Source organism: Xanthobacter sp. (assembly GCF_041911315.1).
In the GTDB taxonomy this organism is placed as follows: domain Bacteria; phylum Pseudomonadota; class Alphaproteobacteria; order Rhizobiales; family Xanthobacteraceae; genus Xanthobacter; species Xanthobacter aminoxidans.
Window position 1 is genome coordinate 62,531 of sequence record NZ_JAYRPE010000071.1, and the last position, 14,453, is coordinate 76,983.

The 14,453-nt window shown below is 67.5% G+C and carries 14 protein-coding genes; 10 read left to right on the top strand and 4 right to left on the bottom strand.

Going from position 1 to position 14,453, the window contains the following annotated elements; translation table 11 throughout:
- The first annotated feature begins 4 nt into the window (after positions 1-4).
- The 5 genes from ACE3QW_RS20515 to ACE3QW_RS20535 all read left to right on the top strand — a co-directional run bounded on the left by ACE3QW_RS20515 (position 5) and on the right by ACE3QW_RS20535 (position 4,718).
- The gene (locus tag ACE3QW_RS20515; protein ID WP_374253644.1) at positions 5-925 is read left to right on the top strand and encodes a branched-chain amino acid ABC transporter permease; all 921 of its coding nucleotides are present in this window, start codon (positions 5-7) and stop codon (positions 923-925) included.
- The gene (locus ACE3QW_RS20520; protein WP_374253646.1) at positions 925-1,506 is read left to right on the top strand and encodes a carboxymuconolactone decarboxylase family protein; all 582 of its coding nucleotides are present in this window, start codon (positions 925-927) and stop codon (positions 1,504-1,506) included. The genes ACE3QW_RS20515 and ACE3QW_RS20520 overlap by 1 nt, the downstream gene beginning before the upstream one ends.
- Positions 1,503-2,729 (top strand): ABC transporter substrate-binding protein, encoded by a 1,227-nt coding sequence (locus ACE3QW_RS20525; protein ID WP_374253648.1) that lies wholly within the window; start codon positions 1,503-1,505, stop codon positions 2,727-2,729. The genes ACE3QW_RS20520 and ACE3QW_RS20525 overlap by 4 nt, the downstream gene beginning before the upstream one ends.
- Before the next feature lie 139 nt (positions 2,730-2,868).
- Positions 2,869-4,188 carry an LLM class flavin-dependent oxidoreductase gene (locus ACE3QW_RS20530; RefSeq protein WP_374253650.1) on the top strand — a complete coding sequence of 440 codons (1,320 nt, stop codon included), beginning with the start codon at positions 2,869-2,871 and terminating at the stop codon, positions 4,186-4,188.
- The gene (locus tag ACE3QW_RS20535; protein ID WP_374253652.1) at positions 4,188-4,718 is read left to right on the top strand and encodes a flavin reductase family protein; all 531 of its coding nucleotides are present in this window, start codon (positions 4,188-4,190) and stop codon (positions 4,716-4,718) included. Before ACE3QW_RS20530 ends, ACE3QW_RS20535 begins: the two co-directional genes overlap by 1 nt.
- 109 nt (positions 4,719-4,827) lie before the next feature.
- Here ACE3QW_RS20535 and ACE3QW_RS20540 read toward each other — a convergent pair whose 3' ends face one another.
- Complete coding sequence (locus ACE3QW_RS20540) at positions 4,828-6,138, bottom strand: MFS transporter (protein WP_374253654.1); 1,311 nt, start codon at positions 6,136-6,138, stop codon at positions 4,828-4,830.
- A gap of 38 nt (positions 6,139-6,176) precedes the next feature.
- Entirely contained in the window at positions 6,177-6,962 is a 786-nt protein-coding gene (locus ACE3QW_RS20545; RefSeq protein ID WP_081762565.1) for a class II aldolase/adducin family protein, read from the bottom strand.
- A 112-nt stretch (positions 6,963-7,074) separates the two neighbouring features.
- On the opposite strand from ACE3QW_RS20545, the gene ACE3QW_RS20550 reads away from it, so the two are divergent.
- Complete coding sequence (locus tag ACE3QW_RS20550; protein WP_374253656.1) at positions 7,075-8,010, top strand: LysR family transcriptional regulator; 936 nt, start codon at positions 7,075-7,077, stop codon at positions 8,008-8,010.
- Positions 8,011-8,046: 36 nt separating this feature from the next.
- Here ACE3QW_RS20550 and ACE3QW_RS20555 read toward each other — a convergent pair whose 3' ends face one another.
- Positions 8,047-8,943, bottom strand: a complete 897-nt coding sequence (locus ACE3QW_RS20555; RefSeq protein WP_051678702.1) for a LysR substrate-binding domain-containing protein — start codon at positions 8,941-8,943, stop codon at positions 8,047-8,049.
- 219 nt (positions 8,944-9,162) lie between these two features.
- Here ACE3QW_RS20555 and ACE3QW_RS20560 point away from each other — a divergent pair, with 219 nt between their 5' ends.
- The 4 genes from ACE3QW_RS20560 to hpaI are packed head-to-tail and all read left to right on the top strand — an operon-like array spanning position 9,163 to position 12,847.
- Entirely contained in the window at positions 9,163-10,422 is a 1,260-nt protein-coding gene (locus ACE3QW_RS20560; RefSeq protein ID WP_374253659.1) for an MFS transporter, read from the top strand.
- Complete coding sequence (locus ACE3QW_RS20565) at positions 10,419-11,258, top strand: cyclase family protein (protein ID WP_374253661.1); 840 nt, start codon at positions 10,419-10,421, stop codon at positions 11,256-11,258. The genes ACE3QW_RS20560 and ACE3QW_RS20565 overlap by 4 nt, the downstream gene beginning before the upstream one ends.
- A 22-nt stretch (positions 11,259-11,280) precedes the next feature.
- Positions 11,281-12,063 carry a 2-oxo-hept-4-ene-1,7-dioate hydratase gene (hpaH, locus tag ACE3QW_RS20570; protein ID WP_029554978.1) on the top strand — a complete coding sequence of 261 codons (783 nt, stop codon included), beginning with the start codon at positions 11,281-11,283 and terminating at the stop codon, positions 12,061-12,063.
- A gap of 22 nt (positions 12,064-12,085) precedes the next feature.
- On the top strand, positions 12,086-12,847 hold the full coding sequence (gene hpaI, locus ACE3QW_RS20575; RefSeq protein ID WP_374253664.1) for a 4-hydroxy-2-oxoheptanedioate aldolase: 762 nt from the start codon (positions 12,086-12,088) through the stop codon (positions 12,845-12,847).
- 103 nt (positions 12,848-12,950) lie between these two features.
- On the opposite strand, the gene ACE3QW_RS20580 is transcribed toward hpaI, so the two are convergent.
- Positions 12,951-14,357 (bottom strand): amidase family protein, encoded by a 1,407-nt coding sequence (locus ACE3QW_RS20580; RefSeq protein ID WP_374253666.1) that lies wholly within the window; start codon positions 14,355-14,357, stop codon positions 12,951-12,953.
- Positions 14,358-14,453 lie beyond the last annotated feature (96 nt).

A 14,453-nucleotide genomic window follows, 5' to 3' on the forward strand; every position in this document is an offset into this window, starting at 1 on the left:
GGCAATGATCTCCTACCTCGTCACCGTCGTCATCCTCGTCGCCATCGCGGCCCTCGTGGGGCTGGCGCTGAACCTGCAATGGGGCCTTGCCGGGCTGGTCAATTTCGGCGTCGCCGGCTTCGTCGCACTGGGTGCCTACACGCTGGCCATCAGTGCGCCGCATGTGGGCTGGCTCGCCGGCATGGTGCTCGCTGCGGCCGTTTGCGCGGGCCTTTCCATGCTGCTGTCGCTGCTCACCATCCGGCTGGAGGAAAACTACCTCGCCATCGTCACCATCGGCTTCGCGGAGATCGTGCGCATCCTGCTGCTCAATCTCGGCGAGCTGACCGGCGGGGCGCTCGGCATCGCGGATATTCCCCGCCCGTTCGCAGGTATCACGCCGGCGGGATGGGGCGATGCGGTGATCCTCGCCTTCGCGCTGGGGCTGGTGGCGATCGTCTTCGCCTTCAGCGAGGCGCTGGTCCGCTCGCCCTTCGGTCGGGCGCTGCGCGCTGTGCGGGACGATGCGACGGCCGCAGCGGCGCTCGGCAAGCCCGTGCTGGCCCTGCGGGTGCGCGCCTTCGCCATCGGCGGGGCGATCATGGGGCTGGCGGGGGCGCTACACGCGTTCTTCCTCACCTATATCGACCCGAGCCAGTTCACCCCCATCATCACCGCCTATGCCTTCATGGCGGTGATCGCCGGTGGGCGTGGTTCCAACCTCGGCCTCGTCCTCGGTGCCGGCTCCATCATGCTGATCCTGGAGGCGACGCGCTTCCTGAAGGACGTGATCCCGGGCGTCGATGGCGTCCAGCTCTCCGCTTTGCGGCTCGGGATGATCGGGGTGGGCATCGTCCTCCTCCTCATCCTGCGGCCGGAAGGCCTCGTCGCCGAGCCGAAGCGCCGCTTCGCCGACTTCTTCCCGCCCGAAAGCGAGAAAGCCTGATGCCCCGCGTCGCCCCCCTCACCGCGGCCGACCTGCCGCCCCCCTATGCGGAGGTCTTCACGGCCTTCGCCGGCGGCTATTCCGATTTCCGCGACCAGGCGTCGGTGCTCGCCCATGTGCCGCCCGCGCTCGATCATCTCTACCGGATGCTGATGGAGCTGCGGGCGCGGGAAGGCGTGCCGTTCCGCTACATCGAGCTGGCGGTCGTGACCGTCTCGAAGCTCAATGCCTGCCCCTATTGCGTCTCCCACCACACCCCCCTGCTGGAGGTGGAGGGCGTGCCCGAGGAGGCGGTGGCCGCCCTCCCCGCCAGCGATCATCCCGCCTTCGATGCGGCCGACCGCGCGGTGATCGACTATGCCCGGCTCGTCACCCAGCGCGCCTGGGGCATCCGCGACCACGTGTTCGATGACCTCCGGCAGCATTTCACCGAAGCGCAGATCGTCGAACTGACGTTGCGCGCGGCGCTGGCCGGCTTCTTCAACCGCTTCAACGACGCATTGCAGATCGACGACGGCGCCGCCGAGGCGCTGCTCCACCTCCATCCCGAACCCGACACAGCAGCAGGAGAACAGCCGTGACGCGCAGTCTGCCCCTCACTCGCCGGCACGTGGTCGCCGGCCTCGCCTCGCTTCCGGCGGCCGCCCTGCTGGGCCGGCCGGCGGCGGCTCAGGCGGCCGAGATCCCCATCGGCATGGTGCTGCCGTTTTCTGGCGCCACCGGGCCCTACGGCCCGGACATGAAGAAGGCCGCCGAGATGGCGGTGAAATGGGTGAACGATGCCGGCGGCATCCTCGGCGGACGCCCGCTGAAGCTGTTCATCGAGGATTCCGAGACCAATCCCACCGTCGGCGTCACCGGCACCAAGAAGCTGCTGGAAGTGAACAAGGTGGAGCTGGTGGGCGGCTTCTGGGGCAGCCCCATCGCGCTGGCGGCCAAGCCCATCATCCTCGCCGCCGACAAGGTGCAGATGGTCTCCTGCTCGGCCAATGCCGTGACCGAGGGTGACACCAAGGGCATGGTCTTCCGCTTCCAGGCCAAAAGCACGTCCTGGGGCCCGGCCGGCGCCAAGGTGATGAAGACCATCGGCGCCAAGACGGCGGTGGTACTGGCCCAGCAGAACCCCTTCGTGGTGGCCATGATCGAGCCGTTCAAGGCGGAGTTCGCCAAGCTCGGCGGCAAGGTGCTCGACGTGGTGATGTACAACCCGGACCAGCCCTCCTACCGCTCGGAAGTCGAAAAGGCATTCGGCGGCGAACCCGACGCGGTGTTCTGCCTCTCCCTGCTGACGGATTTCGTCTCCATCGCCAAGGAAGTCTATCGCGGCGGCTTCAAGTCCAAGATCGTCGCGCTCTCCATCGGCGCCGATGCGGAGGGCAAGTTCCTCCAGGCCGTCGGCCCGGAGGTGGCGAACGGCATCTACCACCTTCAGCCCGCGCCGCCGCTGGACTCGCCGTCCTACAAGAAGTTCGTGAAGGAGATGGGCGCTGCCCCCGGCACCGTCTTCCTCTTCGCCGGCAATGCCCACGACCAGATGTGCGTCACCGCCCTCGCCATGGAGCACGCCAAGTCATCCGACGCGAAAGTGTGGGCGAAGTCCGTGTTCGAGGTCTGCAACCCGCCCGGCGAGGAGGTGGACGACGTGGTGAAGGGCCTCGAACTCATCCGGGCCGGCAAGAAGATCAAGTTCGTCGGTGCCGGCGCCACCTGCGATTTCGACGCCCGGGGCGACCAGATCAACCGCTCCTTCCTAGTCCAGGAGATCAAGGGCGGAAAGAACGTCTCCCTCGGCATCATTACCTGACGCCCAGGCTCCCATCCCCCGGCCCGGCCGGGGGATGACCATCCAGTCAAAACACCAAGGTCTCATCATCAGCATGCGCAGGGCATCCGGCGCGTGAACCGGAAAGCCTTGCCCAAGATCGGGACAGGGAGGATCTACCATGCCAAAACCCATGCATCTGTGCGGCTTCCTCATCGCCGGCCCGGTGGTGCACAGCCACGCCATCTGGCGCAATCCGGCGCACGAGACGCCGTTCCTCAGCCTCGACCACTACGTGCGCATCGCCCGCCTGCTGGAGCAGGGGTGCTTCGACTTCCTGTTCTTCGCTGATCGTCTCGCCATCGCGGATCGCTACGGCGACAGCCATGCCGCCGGCCTCGCCCGTGGCGATCAGGACGCGACCCGCATGGACCCCATGCCGATCCTCGGCGCCATGGCGGCGGTGACGCGCCACATCGGCCTCGGCGCCACACGCTCCACCACCTATGACGCGCCCTACAACATCGCCCGCGAGTTCGCGACGCTGGACCACATCTCCGGCGGGCGGGCGGCGTGGAATGTCGTCACCTCCATGAACGACGGGGAGGCGCTGAACTTCGGCACCGTGCCGCATCTCGGCCATGACGAGCGCTACGACCGCGCCGACGAGTTCATGGAACTCGCCTTCCGCCTCTGGGACAGCTGGGACGAAGATGCCCTCGTCCTCGACCGGGCGGCCGGCATCTACGCCGATCCCGCCAAGGTGCATTACGTGAACCATCGCGGGCCGTGGTTCCAGTCGCGCGGGCCGCTCAACATCCCGCGCAGCCCGCAGGGGCGGCCGGTGATCGTCCAAGCGGGCTCCTCCGGGCGCGGCAAGGCGTTCGCGGCGCGCTGGTCCGACGTGATCTTTGCGCTCCAGCCCAATATGGAGCGGATGCGTGCCTTCAAGGCCGATGTGGCGGGCGCGCTCGAAGCGGCGGGCCGTCCGCCGGGGGCGAGCAAGGTGCTGATGGCCATCATGCCCTTCATCGGCGCCACCCGCGCCGAGGCGGAGGCGAAGGAGGCCCTGCACGATTCCCTGGCCGATCCGGTCGCCGGCCTCTCCACACTGGCGGCACACGCCAACACCGACTTCTCCAGCCTGCCGATGGAGGCCACGGTGAAGGAGATCGCCGCCTCGGGCAGTCAGGGCAACCTCGCCGCGCTCCGCAGCATCACGCCCGATGGCGGCATGACCATCGCCGAGGCGGGCGGCGTCTATGCGCGCGGCGTCATGTGCCCGCGCGCCGTGGGGACGGCAGAGGACGTGGCGGACCAGCTCATCGCCATCATCGACAGCGGCGCGGCGGACGGCTTCGTGGTGTCGCCGGCCTTCCTGCCGGACACGTTCGAGGACTTCGTGCGCGAAGTCGTGCCGCTCCTGCAGGCGCGCGGCTACCTGCGGCGCGGGTATGGCGGCGGGCACCTGCGCGATCTCCTCACCGAGGGGGCGGCCTGATGAGCCGCGCCGCTCCCCTCGCGACGCAGCCCGTGGATGCGGCCGACTTCAAGGCCGCCATGCGGGTTCTGGCGGCGAGCGTCACGGTCATCACCTCGCGCCGCGGCGACCAGCTCAATGGCATGACGGCGACGGCGGTGTGCAGCGTCAGCACCGCCCCGCCGCAGATCCTCGCCGTGGTGAACCGCGAGACCACCTCCCACGGCTTGATCGCCGACAGCGGCGCCTTCGCGGTGAACATTCTCGCCGCACACCAGCAGGAATTGGCGGGCCGCTTCGCCCGCCGGCTCGACCGGCCATTCGAGGATGTGGCGCATGGATTGGGCGAGACCGGCTGTCCTCTTCTCGCCGAGGCGGTGGCCGTGATCGAGTGCCGGCTGCGCGAGCGCCACCACGCCGGCACGCACACCATCTTCGTCGGCGAGGTGGTCGGCGTCAGCTGCCGCGGTGCCGAGCCGCTGCTCTATTTCGACGGCAGCTATCGGCGGCTCGCGGCTGCTGCGGATGAGGCCCCGCCGTCTTGGCGGTGAACGCACGCCGCGGGTTCAGGCGTGCGCCAAAAATCTCAGGTCCCCTTGGCGCTCAGGGCTCGCGACCGGCCAGGACGGCCGCGCGAGCCCTGAGACACGCCCGCCAAAGCTAGCGGTTCACGACGCGGCCGCTGAAGGTCAGGACCATCACCGCACCGAGCACCAGAATTGCCGCCAGGGTGTGCAGGGCAACCATGCCACCATCAACGACATGATCGCGCAGCCACCCGATCGCGAACGGCGCGGCGAACCCGCCCAGCGCGAGGGCGGAATTGATGAGCGCGAGGCCGCCCGCCAATGCCGGGGCGCCGAGGACAAGGCCTGGCAGCGTCCAGAAGGTGGCGATGGCCGAGCTTATTCCCGCCACACCCATCGTCAGCCCGATCAGCACCGTGGTGAGATCGCCGCTGGACTTGACGGCGATCACGATGCCCAGGGCTCCGACGAGGATGGGCACCACGAGGTGCAGGCGCCGCTCCCGGAAGCGATCCGAAGACCACCCCGCACCGATGATGACAACGATGGAGAACAGGTGCGGAATGGCCGACAGAAGGCCGATCATCGTATTCGACCCGGCTCCCGCCTCCTTGAGCAGGGTGGGCATCCAGAATGCAATTCCGAGGAAGCCGGCGCCCAGCGAAAAGTAGATGAAGGTCAGCTTCCACAGCGCCAGGGACGTCAGCGCGTCGCGGAAGGAATGGCCCGGGGTCGCATGGGATTCCTCCACCTTGATCTGCTTCAGCCGCCCCCGGTCGGCCGGCGAAAGCCATTCGGCATCCTCGGGTCCGTCGCGCAGGATGAAAAGGCAGGCAATTCCCAGGAGAATGGACGGAAAGCCCTCGACCAGGAAGAGCCACTGCCACCCCTTCAGCCCGCCGACCTGATGCAGGGCGTCGAGGAGCCAGCCCGAGACCGGGCCGCCGATCAGGCCGGAGATGGGAATGGCGCAGATCAGGGCCGCCATGATGCGCCCGCGCAGCCTGCTCGGGTACCATGTGGTCAGGAAGTAGATGATACCCGGAAAGAACCCGGCTTCCGCAACCCCGAGCAGGAAACGCAGGATGTAGAATGAGACCTCGCCCTGCACGAAAAGTGTCGCACAGCTGATGGCGCCCCAGCTGATCATGATGCGCGCCAGCCAGAGCCGGGCGCCGACGCGATCGAGGATGAGGTTGCTCGGCACCTCGAGGAAGAAGTATCCGATAAAGAAAATACTTGCGCCGAACCCGTACACGGAGTCGCTGAATTGCAGGTCCTTCGCCATGGATATCTTCGCGAATGACACGTTCACCCGGTCGATATAGGCGAATAGGTAGCAAAGCATGATGAACGGGATGAATTTCCAGCTTATTCTTGCGAACAGGCTCCCGTCCTCGTCACTGGCGCCCGCGCTGGCGATTGCTGTTGTATCGGAGCTCATGTGGTTTCCCCCGAATTCATATTATCGTTGTTTGCACGTCACGCCGCGTATCTCGACTGCCGGCGCTCCAGCAGGCGCAGCAGAGCCTTCCAGTCGCGCTCGTCGATGAAGGGGTCGATATCCTCGAACTGCTTCGCCGTCCGCCGGGCGACGGCCTCGGACGGGAAGATGAGGGACGAGCCGGCAGACTGGGCGGCCACCTGGATCTTGCAGGCCGTCTCCAGGTAATACATGAGCTCGAACGCGTCCCGGACCGTCTTTCCGCACGTCAGAAGCCCGTGATTTTCCAGAATGAGTGCGTTGTGCGAGCCGATATCGCGCACGAGACGCGTCTGCTCGTCGAGATCGAGGGCGATGCCTTCGAACGGATGATAGCCGATCCGCTCGAAGAAGCGCAGGGCGTGCTGGGAGATGGGAAGCAGCCCCTCCTTCCGCGCGGAAACGGCGACGCCGGCGGCCGTGTGCGTGTGGAAGATGCATCGTGCGTCCGGTCGCGCGCGGTGTATGGCCGAGTGGATGACGAAGCCGGCGGGACTGACATCCAGCGGGTCGTCATCCAGCTGATTGCCGTCGATATCCACCTTCACGAGGTTCGATGCATTCACCTCCTCATAGAGCAGGCCGAAGGCATTGATGAGGAAATGCTCGTTCTCGCCGGGGATGCGCAGGGAGATATGATTGTAGATCATATCGGTCATCCCGTAGTGGGCGCACAGATGGTAGCATGCGGCAAGCTCGACGCGCGCCGCCCATTCCCCGTCGCTGACCCGGTGGCGCAAGGTGGCGCGACGCAGCAGTGACTGCTGCATTTTATCGTTGTTCATCACCCAGGATGCTCCCTATCATCTCTTTCAGCCATGTTTGGGCGGGGGTGAAGCTGCAGCAGCCGTCCTGCGAAATCCAATGCCGTGTGAGCTAAGGACATAACCAAAAATCATGCCCCTGGATTCGAGATTGGTCACGGCGTTCCTCGCGGTCGCCGAGCAGGGCTCTCTCAGCCGCGCGGCTCAGGTGCTCAACCTGACCCAGCCCGCCCTGACCCGCACGATCAAGCGCCTGGAGGCCCAGGTGGGCGCACCTTTGTTCGAACGCCAGCCGACCGGTATGACGCTGACCGCCTATGGCGAGGTGCTGCTGCGCCGCGCGCGCATCCTCGAAAGCGAGACCCAGACCACGCTCTCGGAGATCCGTGCGCTGCGGGGAATCGGGCAGGGCAGCGTCCGGCTCGGGGTTGTGTCCAGCGCGGCCGAAGTCCTTCTTCCGCCGTCGATCATGCGCATGGGGGCCGCATTTCCGGAGACGGTGTTCTCCATCGTCGTCGGGCTCGAAGACGAATTGGCCGTGCGCCTCGTGCACGGCGAGCTGGATCTGGCGGTGGCCTTCCATTTGCCGGAGGGACAGGACATTCAGTGTCTTGTCCGCGGCCCCTCGCACGAGGGCTGCTGCTTCGTCTCCGGCAGGGGGCACGCGCTCGCATCGCGCGCCAACCTCTCGCTGGAGGATATCCGGGAGGCCAATTGGGTGCTTCCGCCCGAAGGCACTTCGGTGCGCTCCCAGGTCAGCGAAGTGTTCGCCCGCAACGGGGTTCCCGCCCCCGACGTTCGGGTCGAGACGCAATCCCTGCTGGTCATGAAGGCCCTGGTGGAGCGGGCCGGCTTTTTGACCTGGCTACCACCGATGCTGTTTGAAGGGGTCGCTTCGCCTCTCGTCGCGCTCGATGTGAGACAGGCGCAGATGCAATCGAGCCGGAGCTTCTCGATCTATTGCCGGACGAACAGCTTGCTGACGGTCGCCGCATCCCGCGCGCTGCAGCAACTGCGGAAAGAACTGGGTTTCGGCCACCAGGCGGGGGGCGCCCGCGGTGCGACCTGAACAGCGGCCGGCGTCGCCCGCACCGTCGCCGCGCACCTATCGCAGCGCGCGCATGGCGCGGACGATCCAGTCGATCTGCGGCGCATAGTGCGTGCGCACGTCCTGGCTGCGGCAGGCGAGGTGATAGGAGAAGATGCCGGGCACCGAGAGGTCAAACAGGCGCACGAGTTCGCCCGTCCTGAGATAGTCCCGCACCACGAGGGAGCGCGCCATGGCGATGCCCTGCCCGGCCAGCGCGCCGCGGATGGTGAGGGCGATGTCGTCCAGAAGCGTGGACTGGGTGGGGTAGACGATGGGCAGGTCCGCCTTTTCCAGCCAGAGGTTCCACGTCACCTGGGAATGCAGCAGCAGCGGCACCTCGGGCATCCGTTCCAGCGACAGGTCCGGGTAGCGCGCGAGGAAGGCGGGGCTGCAGACCGGAAACACCTCCTCGTCCGCGATCTTCTCCACGATCATGCCGGGCACGTCGCCGGTGCCGTAGACCAGCGCGATGTCGGTGTCTTCAGGGCACTTTTCCTCAAGGTCCGGCAGGCTCGTCATGCGCAGCACGACGGGGCCGAGCACCTGCTTGAACTCATTGAGGCGCGGCAGCAGGAAATGCTCCGCCAGCGCCACCTGGAGCGACAGGTTCAGCATCTGCGGCCGCGGCACCGCCTGGGCGTGGGCCACCGCATAGGCCTGGCTGAGATAGTCGAGCGCACGCCTCGTCTCCGCCGCGAGGCTCCGGCCGACCACGGTGAGCGCCATGCGGTTGCCCTGCCGTGTGAAGAGCGGCTGGCCAACGGCCTCCTCCATGGCGCGGATCTGGTGGCTCACGGCGCTGTGGGTGATGCACATCTCCTCGGCCGCCGACGTGAAGCTGCCAAGGCGCGCCGCCGCCTCGAAGCAGCGCAGCGTCTGGAGCGACGGCAGGGAGCGATAGAGTTGAGACATTCCAATTTCACACGCGGCCACGGACAAATGCCCTTGAGGCATGGGGCCCCGCCGCCCGCATGTCAATTCCGCTCACATCCCGCTTGAAAATTGACCAATTGCGGCGCGCACCCGCCATTCCTATCAAGGTCCAAAGCCCTGTTCGCCAAGGCATTTCGTGGCCGAGGCGGAAAGGCCCGCGCAAAAGGCGCGGCAAGCAATAATCGTGGAGGAATACCGATGAGCCTCGATGTCTCTGGCAGCCGCCCCGCGGCCGCCGGCGCGCGCTGGTATGTGGGCGCCACAAAGGCCCAATGGCAGTCGTTCTGGTCCGCCTATCTCGGCTGGGCCCTCGACATCATGGACCTGCTGCTGTTCGCGATGCTGATCAGCCACATCAGCGCGGACCTCGGCATGGAGCGGTCCACCGCCGGCATGATCGCCTCCGCGAGCCTCGTGGCCACCGCCTTCGGCGGCCTCGTCTTCGGCTTCCTGGCCGACCGCATCGGCCGCACCCGGTCCATGGTGCTCTCCATCCTGTGCTACTCGGTGGGCACGCTGCTGTGCGGCTTCTCCCAGAGCATCGCGCAGTTGCTGCTGTTCCGCGTTGTCGTCGGCCTCGGTGTCGGCGGCGAGTGGTCGGCCGGTGCGGCCCTCATCACCGAGACCTGGCCCGCCCAGCACCGCGGCAAGGTCATGGCCTGGGTGCAGAGCGCGTTTGCCTCGGGCTATGCGCTGGCAGCCATCGTCGCGGCGGTGCTGCTGCCGGTGATCGGCTGGCGCGGCGTGTTCTTCTTCGGCATCGCCCCGGCGATGCTCGCCTTCTGGATCCGCCGCCACACGCCGGAGCCAGAGATCTGGAAGCAGCAGACCCGCCGGCTGACCTTCATGGAAACCGTGCGGATGCTGAGCGGCGAGCATGGACGCAGCACGCTGGTGTGCTTCGCCTTCACCGCGGCCGCCATGTGCGGCTACTGGGGCCTGTTCACCTGGATTCCCACCTGGCTCGCCACCCCCGTCGCCAATGGCGGCCCCGGCCTTGATCTCGTGAAGTCCACCACCTGGATCGTGGTGATGCAGGTGGGCGCGGCGCTCGGCTTCATCTCCTTCGGCTATGTGGCGGATTCGCTGGGCCGCAAGGTGGCGTTCATCGTCTACTTCGTGCTGTCGGCCATCGCGGTGCCGGTCTACACGATGATCTCCACGCCCACGGCGCTGCTGGCCTTCGGCCCTGTCGTCGCCTTCTTCGGCACCGGCTTCTACTCCGGCTTCGCCCCCACCTTCGCCGAGATGTTCCCCACCAACGTACGGGCCACGGCGCAGGGCTTCATCTACAACGCGGGCCGCGCGGTGAGCGCCCTCGCCCCGATGATGGTGGGCTTCCTCGCGGCAAGCTACGGCCTCTCCGGTGCCCTCGCCTTCACGGCCGGCTTCTTCCTGCTCGCCGGCCTCATCGTCCTCATCTTCCTGCCCGAGACGAAGGGAGCCAAGCTCCAATGAATGCCGTCACTTCCGCGCCGTCCCGCAGCTTCGATTTCGAGGACTGGCTGAAAGCCGCCGAGGCTGCCCGCAGCATTGACCTCAGCCACCCCATGCAGAAGGGAATGCCCATCCACCCGGCGCATCCCCCCTTCCACATCACCCTCAACAACCGGCACGGCGACGTGCTGCGCTCCTGCGGCCATTCCTCGTCCAACGAGCTGATGGTGACGAGCACCCACTCGTCTACCCACATCGATGCCCTGTGCCATGTCTCCGAACATGGCGCGCTCTATGGCAAGTATGATGCGGGCCGCGAGCAGCAGGGCACCGGCCTGTTCAAGGTGCACGGGGCGGAAACCATCGCCCCCATCTTCCGGCGCGGCGTGCTGCTCGATGTGGCACGCGCGCTCGGTGTCGAGGCGCTCGATCCCGCCCACGAGATCACCGTGGCGGAGCTGGAGGCGGCCGAGGCCGCATCCGGCACCCGTGTGGGCGCGGGCGACGTGGTGCTGGTGCGCACCGGCTGGGCGGCCTACTGGCAGGATTCGCCGAAATATCTCGGCCTCGATTCCGCCGGCGCGCCCGGCCCGGGCGTCGAGGGCGGGCGCTGGCTTGCGGCGCGCAAGCCGTTCTCCGTGGGCTCCGATACGTCCGCGTTCGAGGTGATGAACCACCACAACATCACGTTGGAGGTGCACATGATCCTCATCGCCCAGAACGGCATCCACATCATCGAGAACCTCACCCTCGACGAGCTGGGCGCGGCGGGTCAGGGCTCCTTCGCCTTCGTCGCCCAGCCGCTGCGGATCACCGGCGCCACGGGCTCGCCGGTCCGTCCCCTCGCCCTCCTGTGACCCCGCGACGGAACACGCACCCATGATGACCGAAGAGGAGCGCCGCCTCGGCGCCGAATCCATTCTCAAGGCCGAGCGGGAGGGCAAGCCGGTCGTCCAACTGAGCCGCACCTTCCCGCACATGGAGATCGAGGACGCCTATCGCGTGCAGGATCTGTGGGCGCAGGCGCGCATCGCCAACGGCGCCCGCGTGGCCGGCCACAAGATCGGCCTCACCTCCCGCGCCATGCAGATGGCCTCGAAGATGACCGAGCCGGACTATGGCCGCATCCTCGACGACGCGCTGTTCAACGACGGCGCCCAGATCCCCGCCGCGCGCTTCATCAAGCCGCGCCTTGAGGTGGAGCTGGCCTTCGTGATGGGCGAGGACCTCGAAGGGCCGGGCGTGCGCATCTATGACGTGATGCGCGCCACCGAGTTCGTCGTGCCAGCGCTGGAGATCATCGACTATCGCACCGAGGTGCCCCGCGCCATCGTGGACACCATCGCCGACAATGCCGCCTTCGCGGCCATCGTGGTGGGCGGGCGCGTCATCCGCCCCATGGACATCGACATCCGCTGGGTGGGCGCAACGCTGAGCAAGAACGGCATCATCGAGGAGAGCGGCGTCTCGGCCGCCATCATGGGCCATCCGGCGGCCGGTATCGCCTGGCTGGTGAACAAGCTTTCCGCCGTGGGCGCGAAGCTGGAGAAGGGGCAGATCGTGCTGGCGGGCTCCTTCACCCGGCCCGTGGACATCGCCGCCGGCGACGTGATAACCGCCGATTATGGACCGGTGGGCGCCATCAGCGTCTCCTTCACCTGAGGCTTTCACCTGAGGCTTTCCCATGAACCTGCCCCGCAACGCCTTCAAGGCGGCCCTGATCGAGGGCCGCCAGCAGCTCGGCCTCTGGTGCACCCTCTCCAGCGCCTACGCCACCGAAGTGGTGGCCGGTGCCGGCTATGACTGGCTGCTCCTCGACACGGAACATTCCCCGGCCGAACTGACGACGGTCCTCGCCCAATTGCAGGCGGTCTCGGCCTATCCGGTATCCCCGGTGGTGCGGCCGGCGGCCAATGACACCGTGCTCATCAAGCGCCTGCTCGACATCGGCGCTCAGAGCCTGCTCATCCCCTACGTGCAGAATGCCGAGGAGGCCCGCGCGGCCGTCGCCGCCACGCGCTATCCGCCCGATGGCATAAGGGGTGTGTCCGCCCTCACCCGCGCCACCCGCTTCGGCCGGGTGAAGAACTATGCCCACGCCGCCGCGCAGGAATTGTGCCTGCTGGTGCAGGTGGAGACGCAGGAGGCACTCGACCAGATCGACGCCATCGCCGCTGTCGAGGGGGTCGATGGCATCTTCATCGGCCCCGGCGACCTTGCCGCGAGCCTCGGCCACGTGGGCGACCTGAAGCATGCCCGCGTGGTGGATGCCGTGGAAAACGCCATCGTCCGCATCCGCGCCACCGGCAAGCCGGCGGGCATCCTCACGGGCGACCCCGCTTTCGCCAAGCGCTGCATCGATCTCGGCACGACCTTCACGGCCATCGGCGTCGACGCGGGCATCCTCGCGCGCCAGTCGGAGCAGGCGCTCGCGGCCTTCCGCTAGACCAGCGCTGGATTTAGGCCGGCGAGCCAATCGCGTCAGGCGCACCGGAAGCTGCCGCCGCAAATCGGCCTTGGATACCGGGCGGTTTCGGGACCGGGACGCCTCAGGCCCCTGCTGGCGGACGGTTGTAGCCGGGCGGCTGGGCGCGCTCGAACGCCGCCGCCGCGCGCACCACATCGTCCTCGCAATAGGAACGGCCGACGATCTGAAGGCCGATGGGCATGCCCTGCGGCGAGAGGCCGGCGCACACCGCCCCGGCGGGCTGGCCGGTGAGGTTGAAGGGGTAGGTGTAGAACACCCAGGACACGAGATTGCGGTCCTCCAGCCCCTCCGGCAGGTTGCGCCCGGCCTCAAGCGCGCTCACCGGGAGCACCGGGGAGATCAGCAGGTCGTAGCGCTCGAAGAACAGGCGCATCTTCTCGCGCAAGGCGTAGCGGGCAAAGACGCTGGCATAGTAGCTCTTCATCTCCTGGCCGAGGGCCGGCATCAGGATGTCCGCCACCGCCGGGTCCAGAAGCGCGCGGCGGTTTTCCAGCACATCGCGCAGGCGGGTGCCGACGCCGGCATAGAATTCCGCGGTCCACAAATCGGCGGGGTCGGTGTCGAACACCGCGTCCACCTGCTCCACATGGCAGCCCAGCGCCTCGAATGTCTGGGCAGCACGGTCGGTCGCGGCAATCACCTCGGGCGCGGGGCGGGCGTAGCCGAAGGTGGGGCTGTAGGCGACGCGCATGCCGGCCACGGAAGCCTGCGCCGCGCCCATCACGTCCGGCACCGGGCCGGCGACGGCGAAGGGATCACGCCGGTCGTGCCCGGCCACGGCGGAAAACAGCAGCGCCGCATCGCTCATGGAGCGGGCGATGGGACCCACATGGGCCAGCGTCGGCGTCGCCGAGGTGGGCCATACCGGCACCCGGCCGAACTGGCCCTTCAGGCCCGAAAGCCCGCTGAAGGCGCAGGGAATGCGGATGGAGCCGCCGCCATCGGTGCCCAGCGCGAACGGGGTGATGCCCGCCGCCACCGAGGCCGCCGCCCCCGCGCTCGACCCGCCTGGCGTCATGGCGAGGTTCCACGGATTGCGGGTGATGCCGGTGAGCGGGCTGTCGCCGATGGGCTTGCAGCCGAATTCGCTGGTGGTGGTCTTGCCGATGAGGATGCCGCCCTGCGCCTTCGCCCGCTCCACGGCGGGGGCGTCCACCTCGGCGATGTTGTCGGCCATGGCGCGGGAGCCGGAGGCATAGCGCACCCCCTTCACCGCCATCAGGTCCTTGGCGGAAAACGGCAGTCCGTGGATGAGGCCGAGCGGCGCGCCCTTCATCACCGCATCCTCGGCGACGCGGGCGGCGGCCATGGCCTCCTCCTCCAGGATGACGAAGAAGGCGTTGAGGGTCGGCTGGGTGGCGATGGCGCGATCGAGGGCGCGGCGCGTCAGCTCCACCGGCGAGACGTCGCGCCGGGCCACCAGCGTGCGCAGGGCCGTCGCGCTCAGGGTGTCGAACTCGGCGGACATGGGGCTGCTCCGGCGCGGGATTGATCTTGGGTGAAGACCGCAAGATGAGCGCTGCTGGATGGTCGGCAGTGACCATCCAGCAGACCCATACGTCTA